Consider the following 18,430-nt stretch of genomic DNA (forward strand, 5'->3'; position numbering starts at 1 on the left):
TCGCTGAACAACTGAACACCTTCGGGTTTGACAATGAACAGCGCTGAACGACACTCAATCGCGGTCGCCTATAAAAACAACACCCCACAGGACAGGCCCATGGCCCACTCCGTTTCGACCCACGCCCAACTGATCCAGGCCTCCTGGGCGCGCTGCCGCGAGCACGGCCTGCAGCCCCAGCAAGCGCCCGACTTCGATTGCCTGACCGGTGCCGAGCTCGATGCCCTGCTCGAACGCAACCAAGTCCTCCTACGCCTTACCCATGACGACGTGCTGCCGCAATACGCGCACCTGCTGGGCAACGCCAGCCACCTGGTGATGCTCGGCGACGCCAGTGGCTGCCTGCTCGGCGCCTGGGGTACCCGACGCTTCGTCGACCCGCGCCAGCAGCACGCTTTCAGCCCCGGCGCACGCTGGCGCGAACAAGGCGTCGGCACCAACGCGCTTGGCACGGCTTTGGTGTGCGGCGAGGCCATCCATGTCGGCCAGGACGAGCACTATCTAAGGCAGAACCGCTACATGGCCAGCGCCGCCGCACCGTTGTTCGACGCCGAACGACGCCTGGTCGGCGTACTCGACGTGGCCAGCGACGGCTACCTGCCCGCCGCCCAGACCCTGGGCCTGGTGCGCATGCTCAGCCAGAGCCTGGAGAACCGGCTGATCCTCGCCGGGCCCGGCGAGCAGCATTGGCAGCTGCTGTTCAACACCGGCGCCGACAACCTCGACAGCCCCTGGGCCGGCCTGCTGTTGTTCGACGAACGCGGCGAGGTGCGTGCGGCCAACCACCGCGCAGGCAGCCTGTTGGGCACCGACCCGCGCCACCTGAACCTGGCGCAGCTGTTCCAGGTGCCGTTACGGCAGATCCTCGAACACGCCGAAGGGCGCCCCTTCGCCCTGCTCGCCCATGGCCGTCAACGCTTGCATTGCCAATGGCAGGGGCCACGCCGGCCACCCGCGCGCCGTGTGCCCGGCTCCACGGATGCGCGTGTGAGCAAGGCGCTGGCCCAGGCCGGTGTGCTGCTGGAGAAGGACATCCCGCTGCTGGTCCAGGGCGAGACCGGGGTGGGCAAGGAGGTGTTCGTCAACGCCCTGCACCAGGCCAGCAGCCGGGCGCGCCAGCCGCTGATCGCGGTCAACTGCGCGGCGATCCCGGCCGAACTGGTGGAGTCGGAGCTGTTCGGCTACGAAAAAGGCGCCTTCACCGGCGCCCACCACAAAGGCAACCCCGGGCTGATCCGCAAGGCCGACGGCGGCGTGCTGTTCCTCGACGAAATCGGCGACATGCCGCTGGCCACCCAGGCCCGCCTGCTGCGTGTACTGCAGGCCCGCAGCATCCAGCCGCTAGGCAGCGGCGAGCCGGTAGCGCTGGACATACGCGTGGTGTCGGCGAGCAACCGCGATCTTGCCGCCGAGGTGCGCGCCGGGCGTTTTCGCCAGGACCTTTATTACCGCATCGCCGGGTTGACCCTGGTGCTGCCGGCGCTGCGCGAACGCAGTGACCGCCGCGCGCTGATCGAAGAGGTGCATGGGCGCTATCGCGAGCCCGGCCAGCCCGCGCGCTTGCCGGATGATGTGCTGACGGTGCTGGAGCGCCATCCCTGGCCGGGCAATCTGCGCGAGCTGGTCAGTGTGATGCAGGTGGCGCTGGCATTGGCTGGCGAGCAGGCGCTCGGGGTGGAGCATCTGCCGGACAGTTTTCTGGCTGAAGCCGGGGAAAGCGCAGTGCATGAACACGCCCCGAACGACCTGGGCAAATTACTGCAGCGTGCCAATGGCAATCTCTCTTCTGTAGCCAGAGCATTGGGGATTAGCCGCACGACCCTTTACAAGCGTTTGCGCGAACAGGGCCTGGTGGTTTCCAACGAGTGATGCAGTGCCTGTACCGGCCTCATCGCTGGCAAGCCAGCTCCCACAAAGATCGTGCAATAGCGCACGCCACCTTGTGGGAGCCGGCTTGCCGGCGATGAGGCCAGCACAAGCACAACAGATTCCGCTGCCAAACCCGCCATTTCAGCTGAACCCGCCGCCCACCCCACGCGCTTCAGCCGGGATTTCGCCCTGATCCGCCCGACAATGGTCACACAGCCCACCCGTGGATGCGTGCCCAATGCAAACAACAAATACCGTCCTCATGATTCGCCCGGCGCGGTTCGCCTTCAACCCGGACACCGCCGTCAACAACCGCTTCCAGCAGGCCCCGCTGGACCCTGATACCGCCAGCGCCAAGGCCCTGGAAGAGTTCGACGGCTACGTCGCCAGCCTGCGCCAGCACGGCGTCGAGGTGCTGGTGGTGCAGGACACCCCCGAGCCGCACACGCCCGACTCGATCTTCCCCAACAACTGGTGGAGCAGCCACGCCGACGGCAGCCTGGTGCTCTACCCGATGGAAGGCCAGAACCGCCGCCTGGAGCGCGGCAAGGGCGTGCTGCGGGCTTTGGACGAACGTTTCACCATCAAACAGACCGTCGATCTGAGCCCGCTGGAACAGCAGAATCTGTTCCTCGAAGGCACCGGCAGCATGGTCCTGGACCGCGAACACCGCATCAGCTATGCCTGCCACTCCGGTCGCACCCACGAACAGGCCCTGCGCCAGTTCGCCGAGCAGCTCGACTACCGCCTGTGCCTGTTCCACGCCGTCGACCGCCAGCACGCGCCGATCTACCACAGCAACGTGATGATGAACGTCGGCCGCCAGCTCGCCGTGGTGTGCCTCGACGCCCTGCCCCACGCCGGCGAGCGCCAGGCCCTGGAACACTCGCTGCGCGACACCGGCAAGCAGGTGCTGGCACTCAATCACGACCAGCTGGAGAACTTCGCCGGCAACATGCTCGAAGTGCATGACCGCGACGGTCGCTCGCTGCTGGTGATGTCGCGCAGCGCCTGGCGCTCGCTGGACGCCGGCCAGCGCAGCCAGGTCGAGCGCCACAGCCACCCGTTGGTGGTGAACATCGACCATATCGAACGCATCGGCGGCGGCAGCGCGCGCTGCATGCTCGCCGAAGTCCACCTGCCCTCGCGCCACTGACCTCAAAGGAGATTCACCATGACCCGCTATATCGACGTGCAAGACCTCGCCCGCCTGGTCAACCGCAAGGGCCTGCCCACCTGCCTGGAAGAAATGGCCGAGTACATCCGCCAGGATTACCTGCGCTGGCACGACTTCGAAAAATGCCCACGCCTGGCCAACCACTCGCCGGACGGGGTGATCGAGCTGATGCCGGTGTCCGACGCCAGCCTGTACGCCTTCAAGTACGTCAACGGCCACCCCAAGAACACCCACAACGGCCTGCTCACGGTGATGGCCTTCGGCGCCCTGGGCGACGTCGACACCGGCGCGCCGGTGCTGCTCAGCGAAATGACCCTGACCACCGCGATCCGCACCGCCGCCACCTCCGCCCTCGCCGCCCGCTACCTGGCGCGCAAGGACAGCAAGCGCATGGCGCTGATCGGCAACGGCTCGCAAAGCGAGTTCCAGGCCATCGCCTTCCACACCCTGCTGGGCATCGAGGAGATTCGCCTGTTCGACATCGACCGCGCGGCCTCGGAAAAGCTCGCGGCCAACCTGGCCGGCTACCCACAGCTGAAACTGACCATCGCCGCCAGCGTGGCCGATGCGGTGCGCGGCAGCGACATCGTCACCACGGTCACCGCCGACAAGGCCTACGCCACCATCCTCACCCCCGAAATGATCGAGCCCGGCATGCACCTGAATGCCGTGGGCGGCGACTGCCCGGGCAAGACCGAGCTGCACCGCGAGATCGTCGAGCGGGCCCGGGTGATCGTCGAGTACGAACCGCAGAGCCGTATCGAAGGCGAGATCCAGCAGATGCCAGCCGATTCGCCGACCACCGAGTTCTGGCAGGTGGTCGAAGGGATCGCGGCCGGGCGCGAGAGCGCCGAGCAGGTGACACTGTTCGACTCGGTCGGTTTCGCCATCGAGGACTACTCGGCGCTGCGCTATGTGCTGGATGTGGCCAGGGCGCTGGACATTGGCCATGACATCAACCTGGTGCCGGAGCTGGCCAATCCGAAGGACCTGTTCGCCCTGCTGCAGCCGGCGGCGGTTGAACGCAAGGCCAGCGCTGCCTGATCGGACCATCGCGGGGCAAGTCGCATCGGCGCACCGCCGCTCCCACGGGCTCACCACTACGTGGGAGCGGGCTTGCCCCGCGATGACAGAAACCGCTGTCGCACTTCCATAAATCCTTGTCGCAACAGCCGATTCGGCTGCAACAAGCAACTCAACAGCCGAATCCGGCACCTTGCGCGCAGGCAAACGACACAAAAAACCGCTCTACCTCGCGCATTCTGACCGCGACCAACGAGTCACCCACAAGAACAGTTACAGAGCCACACGCTTGCACTGCCCCTACTTCCAATAACAACACCCAGGGACCTACACCTATGCTCACCCTACGAAAACGCCTCGGCGTGCTGCTGTTCTCGTTGTGCGCCACCACCGTTGCCCAGGCCAAGGAATGGACCGAGATCCGCTTTGGCGTCTACCCCGAATACCCACCCTTCGAATCCGTCGCCGCCGATGGCAGCCTGCAAGGCTTCGACATCGAACTGGGCAACGCCATCTGCGAAAAGCTCCAGGTCAAGTGCACCTGGGTGCACAACGAATTCGACGGCATGATCCCCGCCCTGCGGGCGCGCAAGTTCGACGCCATCATGTCGTCGATGGCCGTCACCCCCGCACGCCAGAAACAGATCGATTTCACCAATCGTCTGTTCCTCAGCCCCACCTCGGTGATCGTGCGCAAGTCCGCAGGCTTCGGCGACACCGTCGAATCGCTCAAGGGCAAGCAGGTCGGCGTGCTGCAAGGCTCGCTGCAGGAAGCCTATGCCCGCGCCGTGCTGGCACCGCTGGGCGCCCAGGTCAAGGCCTACCAGGCCCAGGACCAGAACTACGCCGACCTGATGAACGGCCGCCTCGACGCCACCGTTACCGACAAGCTCGAAGCCCAGCTCAACTTCCTCTCCAAGCCCGAAGGCGCCGACTTCAAGAGCGGCCCGGCGATCAAGGACCCGAGCTTGCCGCTGGACATCGCCATGGGCCTGCGCAAGACCGACCCGGAGCTCAAGGCCCTGCTCGATAAAGGCATCGCCATGATCCACGCCGATGGCACCTACGCCGCGATCCAGAAGAAGTACGTCGGCGAGCTGGACATCTACAACGAGTGACCTACAGCGCTGATCGCGGGGCAAGCCCGCTCCCACGGGCTCACCACTGCGTGGGAGCGGGCTTGCCCCGCGATGGCCTCCCCGCGAGATCCCTGTCATGAACGACTTCCTCTCCCACGGCCTGCAGGGCTTCGGCCCGTTGCTGGCCCAGGGCACCTGGATGACCCTCAAGCTGGCCCTGCTGTCGCTGGCCGTCAGCCTGCTGCTGGGCCTGGTCGGTGCCAGCGCCAAGCTGTCGCGCTCCAAGCTGCTGCGCATCCCGGCCACCCTCTACACCACGCTGATCCGCAGCGTCCCCGACCTGGTGCTGATCCTGCTGATCTTCTACAGCATGCAGATCTGGCTCAACGACCTGACCGAGGCACTGGGCTGGGATTACGTGGAGATCGACCCGTTCGGCGCCGGGGTGATCACCCTGGGCTTCATCTATGGCGCGTACTTCACCGAGAACTTCCGCGGCGCCATCCTCAGCGTGCCGGCCGGCCAGCTGGAAGCCGCCACCGCCTATGGCCTGAGCCGCGCGCAGCGGTTTCGGCTGGTGCTGTTCCCGCAACTGATGCGCTTTGCCCTGCCGGGGCTGGGCAACAACTGGCTGGTGCTGCTCAAGTCCACCGCGCTGGTGTCGATCATCGGCCTGGCCGACCTGGTCAAGGCCGCGCAGAACGCCGGCAAGACCACCAACGACGTGCTGTTCTTCCTGTGCATCGCCGGGCTGGTCTACCTGGTCATCACCACCTTGTCCAATCAGCTGCTCAAACGCCTTGAGCGACGCTACAACATCGGCATCAGGGAGCTGGCGCGATGATCGAACTCCTTCAGCAATACGGCCCGGCCTACCTGTACAACGATGGCAACGGGTTTTCCGGGCTGACCATGACCCTGTGGCTGTTCGTGGTCAGCATGGTGCTGGGCCTGCTGCTCTCGCTGCCGCTGGCCCTGGCGCGTACCTCGCGGCATGCCTGGCTGCGCCTGCCGGTGCAGCTGTACACCTTCGTGTTCCGCGGCACGCCGCTCTATATCCAGCTGTTGATCTGCTACACCGGCCTGTACAGCCTGCAGGTGGTGCGCGAGCACATGCTGCTCGACCAGTTTTTCCGTAACGCGCTCAACTGCACGCTGCTGGCCTTTGTGCTCAACACCTGCGCCTACACCGTGGAGATCTTCGCCGGGGCCATCCGCAACCTGCCCGCCGGCGAGCTGGAAGCGGCCCAGGCCTATGGTTTGCGTGGCTGGAAGCTCAACCTGTTCCTGGTGCTGCCGGCGGCCCTGCGCCGTTCGCTGCCGGCCTACAGCAACGAGCTGATCCTGATGCTGCATGCCACCTCCCTGGCCTTTACCGCCACCGTCGCCGACATCCTCAAGGTGGCCCGCGACGCCAACGCCGCGACCTTCCTGACGTTCCAGGCCTTCGGCGTGGCCGCCCTGCTGTACATGCTGCTGTCCTTCGCCCTGGTCGGCCTGTTCCGACTGGCCGAGCGCCGCTGGATGCGCTTCCTTGACCCTGCCCGAGGCTGACCTGATGACCGCTACCGCACTGCCACTCACCCACTTCGCCCAGGCCCCGAGCACCCATGCCCAGGCCGGCGCCATCAAGCTCAGCGTCGACGGCCTGCACAAGCACTACGGCGAGCACCAGGTGCTCAAGGGCGTATCGCTGCAAGCCCGCAAGGGCGACGTGATCAGCCTGATCGGCGCCAGCGGCTCGGGCAAGAGCACCTTCCTGCGCTGCATCAACTTCCTCGAACAACCCAATGCCGGCAGCATCACCCTCGACGGCCAGACCCTCGACCTGAGCAAGGGCACCCCGCCAGCGGCCCAGCTGCAGAACCTGCGCACACGCCTGGCCATGGTGTTCCAGCACTTCAACCTGTGGAGCCACCTGACGGTGCTGGAGAACATCTGCCTGGCGCCGCGCAAGGTGCTCGGCATCAGCGCCAGCGAAGCCGAGGCACGGGCGCGCAAGTACCTGGACAAGGTCGGCCTGCCGGCACGCGCCGCAGAGCAGTACCCGGCGTTTCTGTCCGGTGGCCAGCAGCAACGCGTGGCCATCGCCCGCGCCCTGGCCATGGAGCCGGAAATCATCCTGTTCGACGAGCCCACCTCGGCGCTCGACCCCGAGCTGGTCGGCGAAGTGCTCAAGGTGATACAGACGCTCGCCGAGGAAGGACGTACCATGCTCATGGTCACCCACGAAATGGGCTTCGCCCGCCAGGTCTCGAGCCAGGTGCTGTTCCTGCACCAGGGCCTGGTCGAAGAGCACGGCAGCGCCGAAATCCTCGACCAGCCACAGAGCGAGCGCCTGCGGCAGTTCCTCTCCAATCGCCTGAAGTGAAGTCACGCCGTATATGGATACCAAGGCCACCACCCCCGCCGCCGCACCGCTGGACCGCATCGATGAAGCCATCATCGACGTGCTGCGCCACCACGGACGGATCACCTACGAGAAACTCTCCACCCTCGTGCACCTGACCCCCAGGCCCTGCCTGGAACGGGTGCGCAAGCTGGAGCGGCGCGGGGTGATCCGCGGCTATGGGGCGATCATCGACCTGCAGCAGGTCTCCCCGGGCCTGTCGCTGCTGGTGCTGGTGGCCTTGTCCAACCAGAGCGGGCGCTCGGCCCAGCGCGCTTTCGAAGCCACCGTGCGGGCCTGCCCGCAGGTGTACGAATGCCAGCTGATCAGCGGCCACTTCGACTACAGCCTGCGCATGCGCTGCCGCGACATGGAGCATTACCGGGTGCTGACCGAGACCTGGATGAACAACGACGAGCTGCACATCGACAAGCTGGTCGCCCATCCGGAACTGGCGGCGGTCAAGAGCACCGCACCGCAGCTGTAACCCTTCGCCGACGGCCAGGTAGCAACTATGTAGCCCGGCCGACTGGCTTGCGCTCTCTACCCTCGCTGCTCCCTCAACGCTGGAGCAGCACCGATGACCCATTCCTCCCTCTCACCCCACCTCGCCTTCATCCATCACCGCCTGGCGCGGTGGATCGCAGGCGCCACCGCGGCCGAGCGCAAACAGCTCGAGCGGCGCGTTCGCGCCAGCCACGCGGCGATGCGCCGTGTGCAACAAGCGCTATCGCCCGTGCAAGGCATCGAGGCATTCTGCCGCCCCTTGCTCGAAGAGGCGCTGCCGCGCTGGTTCCCCGGGCGCGACTTGCCAAGCGTCGAGCAGGGCTGGGTCGGCCTGGGCAACCGGACTTCGTCCTGGATGGAGGCGGCCCTGCAGAACTTCGATGCAGACACCTCCATCGAGCTGTACACACGCACATCCAGCCTCGAGCGATTCGGCAAGCAAAACGCCAGCGTGGCCGGTGACGCCCACACCTTCGTCAGCGGCGTGCGCAACCTCGACCTGGGCCAACGCTACCGCTATCACCTGCAAGACCACATCGACACCGATGCCTTTCGCGAGGCGCTGCGCCAGCACGACCGTGCCGCCTTCGCCGCCGAGCTGAGCCAGGCATCGCTGCAAGGGCACCTGGACCCACGCGTCGCGCTCATGGGCGAGACGGTCTACGCCGGCCTGGCAGACTCAGCCCGTCAACAACTGCAGTGCGGGTACCTGAGCTTGTTCGGCATTCCCTTGAGCGGCCCGATGCTGATCCGCATGCAACCCAGGGATGAGGTCGAGGCCTGCCTGCTGTACCTGCCGGGCCATCCCCACCAGCCCCTGCGCCAGTACCCTTCGCTGCAGGCTGCAGCCACCGCGCTCACGCGGCTGTTGCACCAGCAGGACGAACGCACCTTCTTCAGCCGTTACGTCAGCCATGTCGAACAGCCGCGTTTCGCTGCTCGCCTGCGCTCCACCCTCTATCCGCGCTACCCGTACGCCGAACTGCATCCGACGCCCCCGGTGCTGGAAAAGGGCAAGCATTTCAGCTGGATCAAGCGCGCCTTCCCCGCCCCCACCGATCTGTGGCAGGAAACCCTGGACCTCGACGCGAGCCTGGAACTGAGCTTCACCCCCTGGGCCAAGGATGCGTTCGTCGAACGTGCCCGCACCCAGGTCGAACAGCGCCTGGCCGACGCCGCGGCCATTGCCGTACCCGTGGCGCAGCGCGATGCCGCGGCCCAGCTGGCCCGAGTCGAGCAGTGGCTGGGTGTGGGGCTGAACGTGCTCAATGTCGCTGGCTTTTTCGTGCCTGCGCTGGGCGAGCTGCTGCTGGTCATCGGCGGCGCGCAGATCGTTAACGAAGTTCTCGAAGGCGTGCATGCCGCCAACGAGGGCGATGCGGATGCCGCCATCGGCCATCTATTCGGTGTGCTGGAAAACCTCGCGCTGTTCGGCGCATTGGGCGCTGCCGGTCATTTCGCCGAACCTCTAGGCGCGCTGCACGACTGGTCCCGGATCGGCGCGGGCGAGGCACAGAAGTTATGGCCTGGGGAGCTGACCCCCTTCGCTCGCCCACGCCCCTGGCCGCAGGATCGAGTACCGGACAGCCATGGCCTGTATCACTGGCAAGAGCACCTGTGGCTGGCGCGCGACGACATGGCATTAGCGCTTGAGCAGGCGAACGACGGCAGCCTGAAGCTGGCGCCAGTCAAGGGCCTGCATCACCAACCCGAACTGCTGGGTAACGGCCAGGGCACCTGGCTGCTTGAACATGATCGGCCGCTGGCGTGGCCTGACGCAACCTTGCTGGGCCGCCTGGGCCCCGCGACGGAAAAACTGGATGCCAGCCAGCTCGCACAGGCATTGCGCTGCAGCGGCTACGACAGCGCAACATTGCGTCGGACGTTGCTGGATCACCGGCCGATACCGGCGCTGCTGCTGGACAGCCTCGAAGCATTTGGCGGGCGCCCTGCCCTCGCCCCAGCCAAGCCATCGCCAATGGCCCGCGTCCTGGCCCGCGACTTCCCAGGGCTGAGCCACAACGCCCGCGCGGAGATCGTCGCCCAGGCCAGCCCCACCGACCTGAAGCTGTTCCAAAACACCGAACGGCTGCCGCTGACAGTGGCCGAGACCGCCCGCCTGTACCTGCGCGAAAGCCGTATCTGCAAAGCCCTGGCCCGCTTCCATCAGGACAGCGGCCCAGTCAGTGACCGAGACTCCCTGGTGTTCGCCATGCTCCCACGGCTGCCCGGCTGGACCGGCAACCTGCGCATAGAACTGCGCGTCGCCATGCCCGAAGGTGACCTGGTCACAGCCGTCGGTGAGCCTGGCCACGCCACCAAGGTGCTGGTAAGAACGGAGCAAGGCTACAAACCCTACGACGAACAGGGCAACGAACTGGCCGGATACGAAGACCTGCACCGCGCCCTGCTGCACGCCATGCCCGACAGTGAACGCAATGCGCTCGGCCTGCACATCCACGAAGGGCCCACGCTACGTGACAGGTTGTTCAACCTGGCCGCCAGCGATAGACGCCGTGCCGCCCTCGACCTGGGCATGACGCCGGTACGCCCGCAGTACCGCCTGCCGAGCCGCCTCCCGGGTGAACGGCGCATCGGCTACCGCCTCAGCGGACGGGGCCGGGGCTGGTTGAGCGAGGACGAGCTGTTCGATCAGCTCTACCCCGCCACGCCAGAGGGTGACCGGGAAATGCTGCGCCAACGCCTGCGTTACCAGGCAGGGCCACTGACAGGTGCGTTCGGGCGCCTGCTGGACCGCCTGCGGGTGGAATATCGCCAGCTCGATACTGCGCTCCAGCGCTGGGTACACGCCCCCGAAGGCTTGCCGGTCGGTGCGTTCGAGCAGCAGCGGGCGCTGCGTGAAGCTGCGGCCCAGCGCATTCGCAGCGCATGGCGCCGGGAAAGCGCGCAGGGCCCGGATGACAACATCGACGACATCAACCTGGTGATCGAAGGGGCCGGGCTCTCCAGCCTGCCCACCCTCCCGGTGCGCCTGCCCCACATCCGCCTGCTGAGCCTCAATGGCCTTGGCACCTTGGACATGGCCGACTTGAATGCCTTCCTCGGCGCGTTTCCTCGCCTGCTGCTCCTGGACCTGGCGGAAAACACCCTCGAGCAGTTGCCTCAGGCCCTGGCCGAAATGGGTGAGCTACAGGCACTGGATCTATCGGAAAACAACCTCGACCTGGATGATGACGCCAACCTGTCGCTGCTCGCCGGCATGACGCACCTGCAACGCCTCAACCTCACCGACGGCATTCGCGGCCTGTCGGTGGCCACGCTTGAACGCCTGTCGACGTTGCCATCATTGGCCTGGTTCCAGGCCGACCTCAACGAACTGGTGATGACCGCCGAACACTTCCAGGCCCTGCAGCGCTGGCCAGCCTTGCGCGGGCTGAGCCTGGGGCAGAACGCGATCGTGCTCGACGAGGCCGCACGCGCCGCGCTTGCTGGCCTCGACCGCCTGCAGATGCTGGTGCTCCATGAAAATCCCCTGGACCTGGCCCCCGATCTCACTGGCTGGACGCAGTTGCAGCAACTGGACCTGGAATCGAGCAACATCAGCCAATGGCCAATCGGGCTTGAAGCCCTGATGAACCAGGAGCCGCTTGAGCTGCGCCACCTGGACCTGAGCGCCAACGAACTGATCGATGCACCCGACCTGCAGCACAGCACCTACGCTCGCGCAATACGCGAAAGCCACCCAGGCATCGCCTACGCCCTCAATGGCAACCCCTTCAGCGACATGGCCCTTGGCATCCTCGCCGACGCCGGCTTCACTGTCACCGCCCCGATCGGCCAAGGTTACCTGTGGACGGCCGACTGGCCCGAAGAACTTCAGTTGCATATCAACAGCACCGCCCAGGCCCCACAGTGGGGACCACTCTACGACCTGCTGCAGCGGCTGCCGGACACCCCGGACTTCCAGAGCGCGCCCGTGGCCATGACCCAGCGCATGCAGCGCGTGGTGCAACTGCTGGCCACGGACGAAGCCGGCGCCGTCGGGGGCGGTTGGGGAAGAGCGCAGGTCCAGCAGCAGATCATCGACCTGCTCAACGACGCCACCGAGGAGTGCGTGGACCAGGCCATCCTGCTGTTCCAGGAAGTCGAGACCGAGGTGACGCTGTGGCAGGCGGTCAACCATGCCGCGGCGGATGACACCGACGAACAGGTCGCGGTGCAAAGCATTCTGGCCCTGCTGCGCCAACGCGTGCTGGACGAACATGTCGGCGCCCTTTACCAGGCCCGTAAGGCCAGGCGTACCGCGCTCAGGGCCGACGGCCACGATCCGGCCAGGGACACGGCCCCGCCCCTGCACCCTGACGATGACATCAGCGACCAGGAACTGACCAGCGATCACCCCGACGAGCTGGAAATGGCGCTGCTTGCGCGCATCCACCTCAAGGAACGGCTGGGCTTGCCGGCACAGCCGCAGTTCATGCGTTTCCCAATGCTGGCGCACCTGAACGATGCGACCCTGCAACGCCTGGGCGATGCCGTGGTAGCGAGCACCGACGCCTCGTCCCTGATCGATTGGGCCGTACGCCAGCGCTTCTGGCAGAGCTGGGTGCGCCGCTTGCGCCCACAGGCCTTCGAAACGCTGCGGGATCGATGGGAAGGCGCTTCCCAGTACTTCGATTCACTCAGCGAAGCCTCGGACACCATTGGCGCCTATACCGGCCCCGCAGTGCCGCCGGCCTACATCGACGCCCTGGAACGGGAGCTGGGCGCTGTACCCGGCCTGCACTGGCGCATCGACGGCACGGTCCAACGCGTCGACCTGGTGTCCGCGCGCTACCCGAACGAAGGTGCGCTCTACCAGCGCGCCGCCGAGCTGTTGCTCAGTGCCCGCCAAGCCGATGAGAGTGCCTTGCTGGAGGAACTGACCGAGGTCATGGTCAACGTCTACCACCGCTGACCTGACGGGCGTGGCACGCACCAGCGCGTGCCACGCCCGTGGCGCGGGTTACCGCCACTGCTCTGGGTGCTGGTACCCCGCCACCCATTGCGCCACCCCGTGCGCAGGCATCGGCCGGGCGATGCAGTAGCCCTGCCCCAGCTCGCAACCCAGCCCCATCAGCACCCGCCCATGTTCCACGCTCTCCACCCCTTCGGCGATCACGGCGCGACCGAACGCCCTTGCCAGGCCGATCACCGCAGTGGTCAGCGCCAGGTCGTCATGATCATGGAGGATGTCGCGCACGAAGGATTTGTCGATCTTGATGGTCTGCGCCGGCAGGCGCTTGAGGTAGCTCAGCGAGGAAAAGCCGGTACCGAAGTCATCCAGTGAAAAGCTCACCCCGAGTGCGCGGCAGGCGTCGAGGCAGCGGCCCACGCGGGCCAGGTTGTCGATCGCCACCGACTCGACGATTTCCAGGTCCAGCCGCCCAGGCGGTACCCCCGGATGACGCGCCAGCAACTGGGCCAGGCGCTCGGCAAAGTCACCGCGCTGCAACTGCCGGGCGGCGATATTGACGCTGACGGACCAGTCGCATCCGCTCAAGCGCCACTGCTGCAATTGGCCCAGGGCCTGGTCGATGACCCATTCGCCCAACTCGACGATCAGGTCGGTCTGCTCCACCAGCGGCAGGAAATCCCCGGGGGGCACCGGCCCTTTGGAGGGATGCAGCCAGCGCAGCAGCGCCTCGAAACCCATCACCTGGCCACTGCGCATGTTCACCTTGGGCTGGTAGTACAGGCACAGCTCACCTTCACGCAGGGCCCGACGCACCCGTGCCACGGTCTGGTGAGTGGCCTTGAGCTCTTGCTCCTGGGACACGTCGAACAGGTGATAGCGGTTACGCCCGCGCTGCTTGGCCACATACATGGCCTGGTCGGCGTGGCGCACCAGGGTGTCGGTGTCTTCGTCGTCCTGGGGGTACAGGGTCACGCCGATGCTGGCGCTGAGGGTCAATGAGTGCTCACGGACCGAATAGGGCGCGGCCAGCGCCTGCAGCACCCGCTGCAACGCCGCCTGCAACTGCTGCGGCCCCTCGACATAGCGCAGGATCAGCACGAACTCGTCGCCGGACAGGCGCGCCACCGCATCGCCGCCACGCAGGATGCCCTGCAGGCGCTTGGCGACCTGCACCAGCAGCAGGTCGCCGACGGCATGGCCGTAACCATCGTTGACCGCCTTGAAGCCGTCCAGGTCGAGCATGCACACCGCCAGCGGCACATCCTCGCGCCGGGAAAACGCCAACGCCTGGTTGAGCAGGTCGGAAAGGTAGGCGCGGTTCGGCAGGCCGGTCAGTACGTCATGCCCGACACGCCACTGCAGCGTGTGCAGCAACTGGCGCTTCTCGGTGACATCGAAACGGATCGACACGTACTTGCGTACCTTGCCGGTGTGCGGGTCGATCAGCGGCACCATGGTGCTGTCGACCCAGTACAGCGATCCGTCCTTGGCCCGGTTGCAGATCTCGCCTTTCCACACCCGGCCGGCCGCCAGGGCCCGCCACATGTCGAGGAAGAAGCTCGGCTCATGCAGGCCGGAATTGAGGATGCGGTGGTTGGCCCCCAGCAGTTCCTCGCGGCTGTAGCCGGAAATGCTGCAGAACTGCTGGTTGACGTAAGTGATCCGACCCTGCAGGTCGGTCTCGGAAAAGATCGCAGCCGCATCCACGGCTGCGCGATAGTTGTCGTCCATAACCTTGGCAACCTAGCGGTTGAAGCGCTCCACCAGGGCGCGCAATCCGGCGCACACCTGTTCCAGTTCGGCACCGCGCGAAGCGGCGGCGTTGGCGTGACGAGCACTTTGCTGCACCGTGCCGGCCACCCCGTTGATCTGCCGCGAGACATCCTCGGCCACTGCCGACTGCTCCTGTGAAGCCGCCGCCATCTGCTGGCTCATGTCGCTGATGCGCGACACGGCCTGGCGGATGCCCTGCAAGGCCTGTTGGGCCTGGGCGACCTGGGTCACGCCCTGGCCTGCGCCATCGATGCCCAGGCTGGCGATGCTCACCGCCTGCTCGGCACCGCTGCGCAGGGTGTCGATGATCGTCTGGATATGCAGGGTGGACTGGCGGGTCTTGTCGGCCAGCGCGCGTACCTCGTCGGCCACCACCGCAAAGCCACGCCCCTGTTCGCCGGCGCGGGCCGCCTCGATGGCGGCATTGAGCGCCAGCAGGTTGGTCTGCTCGGCGATGGCGCGGATCATCCCGGCGGCCTCGGCGATGGCACCGGTCTGACCGGCCAGGTCGTTAACCGCCTGGTTGATCTGCCCGACCGTGTCGGCCAACCCGCGAATGGCCGCGCCCGTGGCATCGGCGACCTGGCTGCCCTGCTCGGCCAACAGGTGCGCGGTATGTGCCTCTTGTGCCGTGAGTTGCACATGGCCGGCCACTTCGCCAATGGAGGCGGCCATCTCGGTCATGGCGGTGGCAGTGAGGTCGGTTTCGGCGCGCTGTTCGAGCAGCGCCGACTCGGTACCGCGCGACAGCCGCCCGGCATCCTGCGCGGCGTCGGCCATCTGCGTGGCAAGGTCGCTGAGGCGGGTAAGCGCGGTTTTCAGGCGCGCCTCTTCGCTGATCAGGATCAGCTCCAGCTGCCCGGCGGCACCGGCCTGGTCGCTGTAGGTCAGCGCCACCAGCGGATCGCTGAAGGTGTTGCCGGCGCCCTCGGCGATCCCCTGCAGATAACGGCGCATACGGCTCTGGGCCCAGACGCCGACACCGGCGAACAACGCCAGGGTCAGCCCCTGGGCCGGCAGGCCCGGCCACAGCTGGTTGGCACCGATGGCCAGCGCGCCAGCGAGCAATGGCACGGCCATGGCACGCTGCAGCAATGCCAGGCGCCGGGCGGGCGACAAGGCAGCCTTGCCCGCCCGCAACCGCGCATACAGCGCCTCGGCCCGGGCTACCTGCTCACGGCTGGGGCGCACGCGCACCGATTCGTAACCGACCACCTGGCCGTTCTCCAGAATCGGGGTGACATAGGCACTGACCCAGTAGAAATTGCCGTTCTTGCAGCGGTTCTTGACGATACCCATCCAGCTCTGGCCGGCCTTGAGGTACTGCCACATCAGCTCGAACACCGCCTCGGGCATGTCGGGGTGGCGCACCAGGTTGTGCGGGCTGCCGATCAGCTCGGCCTGGCTGTAGCCGCTGATGGCGGCGAACTCGGCGTTGCAGTAGGTGATCAGGCTGGCCGTGTCGGTGGCAGAAATGAGCCGCTGGTGTTCGGGGAAGCTTTGCTCGACCGGGTTGACCGGGAGGTTCAGACGCACGATGCAACTCCATTCGCGAACGGCCCGACGAGCGACCAGACGGGATGTCGGGGCATCGGAACGGTTCATCCTGGATCAGCTCAAAGTACCCAACAGCAGTGTGTCGCGGCCCGAAAGGGCCCGTTTCCCCCTGGAGGGATACTTGAATGACTGATCAGTCAAAGCTGGCGATTCTACGAATTCCATCACATTTTGCAAATAAAGGTGATGAATCGTGGCGTTGCGCTAAGCGAATAGATATCGTTAAGTGCTTGATTCTAAATGGGAATTGAGCGATGACGAGTTCTGGCCTCGGTCCTGCCCTGCGCCGCTACCGCAAACTGGCGGGCTTCACGCAAGCGCAACTGGGCGAACTGACCGGTTTCGACCCCAAGACCATAAGCCGCTTCGAAACCGGCACTTACACCCCCAGCATCGAGGCCTTGACCGGCTTTGCCGATGTACTGGGGGTGAGACTCAAAACCTTTTTCGCCGAGCCGGACGACGAAGAAGAGCAGCGTGCCTACCTCTTCCGTGCCATTCACAGAGCGCCCCCCAAGGATCTGGGCAAGCTGATCGTCGCCATCGATCAGGTCCTTGCAAAGCCCTGAAACTCCCCCGCGCACCACACCAGAGCAGAGCTGACCGCCTTGCACCACAACTGGTCAGACCGGTATGGCCAAAAAATCTTGCAATCAGGCCAATTTAGGCGTTACATGACCCTCGCAGTGAACAAACCGGTAAGACCACAATAATTAAGTCCTGCACTCTTTCGCTCCGTGTGGCTGGGGGGCAAGGACACCGACCCGAGATCCCTCCCATGCTCAAATGGTGTTCGCGTTCGATCTTCCTCCAGGTTGTGCTCGGCCTCGCCCTAGGCGTTGCCTGTGGCCTGAGCTTCCCCGACCTGTCCCTGCAACTCAAACCCCTGGGTGACGGCTTCATCAAGCTGATCAAGATGCTCATCGGCCTGATCGTGTTCTGCGTGGTGGTCAGCGGTATTTCCGGCGCCGGCGACCTGAAGAAGGTCGGGCGCATCGGCCTCAAATCGGTCATCTACTTCGAAGTGCTGACCACCCTGGCCCTGGTAATCGGCCTGGTATTCGCCTTTACCAGCGGTATCGGCAGCGGCGCCAACATCCACCTCGACCAGCTCTCCAGTGCCGACGCCGGCGCCCTGGCCGACCGTGGCGCGCATATCCACAGCACCACCACCTTCCTGATGGACCTGATCCCCACCTCGGTGGTGGGTGCCTTCGCCGACAACAACATCCTCCAGGTGCTGTTGTTCTCGGTGCTGTTCGGCAGCGCCCTGAACCTGGTGGGTGAATCGGCCTCGGGCATCTCGCGGCTGATCAACGAGCTGAGCCATGTGATCTTCCGCATCATGGGCATGATCGTGCGCCTGGCGCCGATCGGCGTGTTCGGTGCCATCGCCTTCACCACCAGCAAATATGGCCTGAGTTCGCTGCAGCACCTGGGCGGCCTGGTGGCGCTGTTCTACCTGACCTGCGCCGGCTTCGTGCTGATCGTCCTGGGTACCGTGATGCGCCTGTCGGGCCTGCGCCTGCTGCCCTTCATCAAGTACCTGCGTGAGGAATTGAGCATCGTACTGGGCACCGCCTCCTCCGATGCCGTGCTGCCACAGGTGATGCGCAAGCTCGAGCACTTGGGTATCGGCAGCTCCACCGTCGGCCTGGTGATCCCCACCGGCTACTCGTTCAACCTCGACGGTTTCTCCATCTACCTGACCCTGGCCATCGTGTTCATCGCCAACGCCACCGGCACGCCGTTGGCCATGAGCGACCTGCTGACCATCCTGTTGGTGTCGCTGGTGACTTCCAAGGGTGCCCACGGCATCCCAGGCTCGGCGTTGGTGATTCTCGCCGCCACCCTGACAGCGGTACCGGCGATCCCGGTGGTGGGCCTGGTACTGGTGCTGGCGGTGGACTGGTTCATGGGCATCGGCCGGGCGCTGACCAACCTCATCGGCAACTGCGTCGCCACCGTGGCCATCGCCCGCTGGGAGAAGGACATCGACCTGGACCGCGCCCACAACGTGCTGGCCAACAAGCCTGGCTTCGCTCACGCCCCCCGCAAGCAGGGCCAACCCCATCAACAGGAATTCTAAGCCTGAACCGGCCGGCGCCCAGCGCCGGCCGGCCAAACGCAAGAATGCA

13 protein-coding genes and 1 pseudogene are annotated in these 18,430 nt (G+C 65.7%); 11 read left to right on the plus strand and 3 right to left on the minus strand.

The genetic code is table 11. The features are described from left to right. Positions 1-99 precede the first annotated feature (99 nt). The 9 genes from DM373_RS15260 (at position 100) to DM373_RS15300 (ending at position 12,962) form a co-directional block, all read left to right on the plus strand. A complete protein-coding gene (locus tag DM373_RS15260) occupies positions 100-1,869 on the plus strand; it encodes a sigma-54-dependent Fis family transcriptional regulator (protein WP_110994364.1) in 1,770 nt (589 codons plus the stop codon). Positions 1,870-2,107: 238 nt separating this feature from the next. Beyond that, on the plus strand, positions 2,108-3,025 hold the full coding sequence (gene ctlX, locus DM373_RS15265) for a citrulline utilization hydrolase CtlX (RefSeq protein WP_110994365.1): 918 nt from the start codon (positions 2,108-2,110) through the stop codon (positions 3,023-3,025). An 18-nt stretch (positions 3,026-3,043) separates the two neighbouring features. After that, positions 3,044-4,090, plus strand: coding sequence for an ornithine cyclodeaminase (locus tag DM373_RS15270; RefSeq protein WP_110994366.1), 1,047 nt, complete (start codon positions 3,044-3,046; stop codon positions 4,088-4,090). A gap of 314 nt (positions 4,091-4,404) precedes the next feature. Next, positions 4,405-5,187: an ABC transporter substrate-binding protein gene (locus tag DM373_RS15275; protein WP_110994367.1), complete on the plus strand. Its 783-nt coding sequence runs from the start codon at positions 4,405-4,407 to the stop codon at positions 5,185-5,187. 97 nt (positions 5,188-5,284) lie between these two features. Further along, positions 5,285-5,992, plus strand: a complete 708-nt coding sequence (locus tag DM373_RS15280) for an ABC transporter permease (RefSeq protein ID WP_110994368.1) — start codon at positions 5,285-5,287, stop codon at positions 5,990-5,992. Continuing rightward, on the plus strand, positions 5,989-6,702 hold the full coding sequence (gene hisM / locus DM373_RS15285) for a histidine ABC transporter permease HisM (protein ID WP_110994369.1): 714 nt from the start codon (positions 5,989-5,991) through the stop codon (positions 6,700-6,702). The genes DM373_RS15280 and hisM overlap by 4 nt, the downstream gene beginning before the upstream one ends. Before the next feature lie 4 nt (positions 6,703-6,706). Then, positions 6,707-7,519, plus strand: coding sequence for an ABC transporter ATP-binding protein (locus DM373_RS15290; protein WP_223277214.1), 813 nt, complete (start codon positions 6,707-6,709; stop codon positions 7,517-7,519). Between the two features lie 13 nt (positions 7,520-7,532). Further along, on the plus strand, positions 7,533-8,024 hold the full coding sequence (locus DM373_RS15295; RefSeq protein ID WP_110994370.1) for an Lrp/AsnC family transcriptional regulator: 492 nt from the start codon (positions 7,533-7,535) through the stop codon (positions 8,022-8,024). A gap of 93 nt (positions 8,025-8,117) precedes the next feature. Then, entirely contained in the window at positions 8,118-12,962 is a 4,845-nt protein-coding gene (locus DM373_RS15300) for a dermonecrotic toxin domain-containing protein (protein WP_110994371.1), read from the plus strand. Between the two features lie 48 nt (positions 12,963-13,010). On the opposite strand, the gene DM373_RS15305 is transcribed toward DM373_RS15300, so the two are convergent. The 3 genes and pseudogenes from DM373_RS15305 to DM373_RS29685 form a co-directional block, all read right to left on the minus strand. Beyond that, complete coding sequence (locus DM373_RS15305) at positions 13,011-14,693, minus strand: putative bifunctional diguanylate cyclase/phosphodiesterase (protein WP_110994372.1); 1,683 nt, start codon at positions 14,691-14,693, stop codon at positions 13,011-13,013. A 12-nt stretch (positions 14,694-14,705) separates the two neighbouring features. Then, a complete protein-coding gene (locus DM373_RS15310; protein WP_425272588.1) occupies positions 14,706-15,815 on the minus strand; it encodes a methyl-accepting chemotaxis protein in 1,110 nt (369 codons plus the stop codon). Between the two features lie 174 nt (positions 15,816-15,989). After that, positions 15,990-16,340: pseudogene (locus DM373_RS29685) on the minus strand (PAS domain-containing protein); the annotation flags it as partial. 206 nt (positions 16,341-16,546) lie between these two features. Between DM373_RS29685 and DM373_RS15315 the strand changes: the two are divergent. Together DM373_RS15315 and DM373_RS15320 are read left to right on the plus strand one after the other, a co-directional pair. Beyond that, positions 16,547-16,861, plus strand: a complete 315-nt coding sequence (locus tag DM373_RS15315; protein WP_110994374.1) for a helix-turn-helix domain-containing protein — start codon at positions 16,547-16,549, stop codon at positions 16,859-16,861. 209 nt (positions 16,862-17,070) lie between these two features. Further along, a complete protein-coding gene (locus DM373_RS15320) occupies positions 17,071-18,381 on the plus strand; it encodes a C4-dicarboxylate transporter DctA (RefSeq protein ID WP_110994375.1) in 1,311 nt (436 codons plus the stop codon). Positions 18,382-18,430 lie beyond the last annotated feature (49 nt).

This window comes from Pseudomonas sichuanensis (assembly GCF_003231305.1).
GTDB classification, from domain to species: Bacteria; Pseudomonadota; Gammaproteobacteria; order Pseudomonadales; family Pseudomonadaceae; genus Aquipseudomonas; species Aquipseudomonas sichuanensis.

Coding starts and splice junctions, on each gene's coding strand:
- DM373_RS15260 (WP_110994364.1), top strand. CDS start 100: ATGGCCCACTCCGTTTCGACCCACGCCCAACTGATCCAGGCCTCCTGG.
- ctlX (WP_110994365.1), top strand. CDS start 2,108: ATGCAAACAACAAATACCGTCCTCATGATTCGCCCGGCGCGGTTCGCC.
- DM373_RS15270 (WP_110994366.1), top strand. CDS start 3,044: ATGACCCGCTATATCGACGTGCAAGACCTCGCCCGCCTGGTCAACCGC.
- DM373_RS15275 (WP_110994367.1), top strand. CDS start 4,405: ATGCTCACCCTACGAAAACGCCTCGGCGTGCTGCTGTTCTCGTTGTGC.
- DM373_RS15280 (WP_110994368.1), top strand. CDS start 5,285: ATGAACGACTTCCTCTCCCACGGCCTGCAGGGCTTCGGCCCGTTGCTG.
- hisM (WP_110994369.1), top strand. CDS start 5,989: ATGATCGAACTCCTTCAGCAATACGGCCCGGCCTACCTGTACAACGAT.
- DM373_RS15290 (WP_223277214.1), top strand. CDS start 6,707: ATGACCGCTACCGCACTGCCACTCACCCACTTCGCCCAGGCCCCGAGC.
- DM373_RS15295 (WP_110994370.1), top strand. CDS start 7,533: ATGGATACCAAGGCCACCACCCCCGCCGCCGCACCGCTGGACCGCATC.
- DM373_RS15300 (WP_110994371.1), top strand. CDS start 8,118: ATGACCCATTCCTCCCTCTCACCCCACCTCGCCTTCATCCATCACCGC.
- DM373_RS15305 (WP_110994372.1), bottom strand. CDS start 14,693: ATGGACGACAACTATCGCGCAGCCGTGGATGCGGCTGCGATCTTTTCC.
- DM373_RS15310 (WP_425272588.1), bottom strand. CDS start 15,815: ATGGCCGTGCCATTGCTCGCTGGCGCGCTGGCCATCGGTGCCAACCAG.
- DM373_RS15315 (WP_110994374.1), top strand. CDS start 16,547: ATGACGAGTTCTGGCCTCGGTCCTGCCCTGCGCCGCTACCGCAAACTG.
- DM373_RS15320 (WP_110994375.1), top strand. CDS start 17,071: ATGCTCAAATGGTGTTCGCGTTCGATCTTCCTCCAGGTTGTGCTCGGC.